3 protein-coding genes are annotated in these 2,767 nt (G+C 70.3%); 1 reads left to right on the forward strand and 2 read right to left on the reverse strand.

What is annotated here, in order from left to right; genetic code table 11:
* Positions 1-3 precede the first annotated feature (3 nt).
* A complete protein-coding gene (locus tag ACFWF3_RS31240; protein ID WP_379317335.1) occupies positions 4-426 on the reverse strand; it encodes an EF-hand domain-containing protein in 423 nt (140 codons plus the stop codon).
* A 111-nt stretch (positions 427-537) separates the two neighbouring features.
* Entirely contained in the window at positions 538-1,653 is a 1,116-nt protein-coding gene (locus ACFWF3_RS31245) for a LuxR C-terminal-related transcriptional regulator (protein ID WP_379317337.1), read from the reverse strand.
* A gap of 229 nt (positions 1,654-1,882) precedes the next feature.
* Between ACFWF3_RS31245 and ACFWF3_RS31250 the strand changes: the two genes are divergently transcribed.
* A partial coding sequence (locus tag ACFWF3_RS31250) for an FAD/NAD(P)-binding protein (protein ID WP_379317339.1) occupies positions 1,883-2,767 on the forward strand: 885 nt, incomplete at its 3' end.

Genomic DNA, 2,767 nt, shown 5'->3' on the forward strand with positions numbered 1-2,767 from the left:
CCTTCAGCGCGACAGGAAATCCAGCAGCACCCGGAATTCGGGCAGCGAGAGGTAGCCGTCGCCGTCTTGATCGGCGGCCGCGAGCAGGTCGGCGGCCGGTTCGTCGATGCGCCCCGCACCCACGTGACGGATCAACGATTCCAGCTCGGCCACCGAGATCCGGCCGTCACCGTTGGTGTCGAAGACCTGGAACGCCGCATCGGCGTCGGTGACCTCGATCCGCCCCGCGACGACGGCGGCGTCGAATTCGGCACGGGAGACGAGAAAATCACCGTTGGTATCCGCGGCGGCGACCATCCGCTCGACGGCCTCCCGGTCGACTTCGATTCCCGCCGAACGAATTCCGTCGGCGATATCGTCCACCGACACCAGTCCGTCACCGTCGCGATCCCACAGTGTGAACGTGTCGACCGACTCTGCACTCATCTCACGATCCCTCTTCCACCCCGGCCACCGGCCGGTTTACGCCACTCTACGGATTCGCCGGAGTGGTTGTGGCGCACAGGGAGTCGGCCAGGCGGTCCGCGAGATCGCCGCTCAGCCGGCGCGTCCGTCGAGGACCCGCAGTGTGACCGATTCGGCCGCCGGTTGCCGGTATTCGGTGAACAGGGCCGCGACGAGCTCGCCACGGCTGGTGACACCCGTCTTGTCGAAGACGGACTTCACGTGGTCGCGCACGGTGTGGGCGGAGACGAGCAGCTGCCGGGCGATGGCGGCGGTGGACAGTCCCGCCGCGATGAGTTCGGTGACCTCCAGTTCACGGCGGGTCAGTTCATAGGCGGCGACGATGAGCGCCGCGACGTCCGAGGGCGTCGCGTGTTCGATCACCAGCGCCGTCGTAGTCGGTTCGCCGTTCGCGTCACGCAGACACGAGGCGTGGCAGACGAGCCACTGCCCGGTCAGGGTGCGAATGCGGATGCGAGCGCTGTCTCCGGTGAGCCGCGCACGCCCCGCGGTGCTGAGAATCCAGACCGGCAAGGGCAATTCGAGTCCGGCGCCGGTCGTGGTGGACGGGCCAGGCGGCATCAGCGCGAGCAGCTCGCGGGCCTCGTCGTTCACCGAGAGCAGCGCGCCGTCTGCGCCGAACAGCAGCAGGCCGGGTGCGTGGACGCCGCTCGAACCCGTGGTCGCCGGTCGGGCGAAGCCGCGCAGGCGCCGCGCCATCGGGGCCGACAACGCGTGCAGCACCGCCACATCGGCGGCGGCGAAGGCCTGTCTGCCGCGTTCCCGGAACAAGCTCACCTGCCCCCAACCCTGACCGTCCACGCGCAGCACGGCCCGCAGTTCGTCACCGAATCCGCGGGGCCGCATGAAGCTTCGATACAGCGGGCTCAGTGTCGGCCGGTCGCCCGTCACCGCGCGCAAACCGGCCACCGGCACCTGCGCCACGGCCAGATCGCGGAACAGGTTGACGTGCTCGGCGAAAAGCTCTGACTCCCAGTAGGTCCCGCAGCCGCCTTCGTGCAGGTTCTCCACCCGCACCGGCGCGGTCGTCAGGCCGTTGACCGGATCGGTGGCCACCCACACCGCCGCGTCGAACCCCACGGACCGGCGCAACCGGGTGGAAGTCCGCTCGAACAGCTCGTGCGCATCCGGCGCCGCGTCGATCCCGCGGAGCAAGGCGGTCATGGCAGGCGAAGCCGGGGCGGTCATGTGCCCATTGTCGTCGCGGTCAATGCTCGGGACCATCCCGCGATCGAGGGGGTGCCCGTCTCGATCCCGCACCGCCGCGGCCCCGGGTCACCCGGTGAGCCGTATCCCGCACATGCGGGATTTCGCGGCGGCACCGGCGCGAGCACGCTGATCACAGGCCGGGCACGACGTCGTGCTCGCCATCGAATGAGAGTGCGCGGCAACGCCGCCTCCGACGACAGGAGTCGACATGCAAATCGGGATCATCGGTGCGGGAGTGGCCGCGGTCGGGTTGCTCGACGCGCTCGCGGGTGCCGACGGGGCACCGGGCACGATCACCGTGTTCGAGGGATCCGCGGCGCTGTGGCGTGGGCGGGCCTATCAGCGCGATGTGCCCGCGGTGCGCGTGAACGCCCCGCCCGCGTTGATGTCCGCGCGGGCGAGCGACCGTGGGCATTTCCAGGACTGGCTCGCCCGGCGACCGGACGCGGTGCGCTTCCTCGACCCCGGGTTGGGACAGCCGATCGTGCCGCGCGCGATGTACGGCGAGTACCTGGAACAGTCGGCGCGGGCGTCGATCGACCGGTTGCGTCACGACGGATGGCGGGTCGACGTGGTGAACGACCGGGTCACCGGCGTCGCGCAGCAACAGCCGGTGGTACTGCGCACCGAGGGCGGTGTCAGGTATCCGGTGGATCGCGTGGTGCTCTGCGTCGGCAGTGGCCGTCCCCGCGACCAGTACGGACTGACCGGGGCCCCCGGCTATGTCGACGAGCCGTATCCGCTGGCGCGCACGCTCACCGAGGTGGATCCCGAGGCTCGGGTAGCCGTGGTCGGTAGCGGCCTGACCGCCGTCGACATCACGGCCGCGTTGACCGAGAACGGTCATCGAGGTCCGATCACCCTGCTGTCGCGCAGCGGGATCCTGCCGTTCGTCCAGCAACGTCCACGACCACTGTCACCGCGCCACCTCACCCCGGCCGCCGCACTGGACCTCGCGGCGGGCGGGGCGGTCGAGTTCACCGCGGTGGTCGCGCTCCTGCGTGCCGAATTGGCCGGCCTGGGTGAGGATTTCGACGAGTTCGCCGCCGAGATCCGCGCCACCGGCGCCGAGGACCCGGTACTTCGCCTGCGC

It is taken from the genome of Nocardia sp. NPDC060220 (genome assembly GCF_042727815.1).
In the GTDB taxonomy this organism is placed as follows: domain Bacteria; phylum Actinomycetota; class Actinomycetes; order Mycobacteriales; family Mycobacteriaceae; genus Nocardia.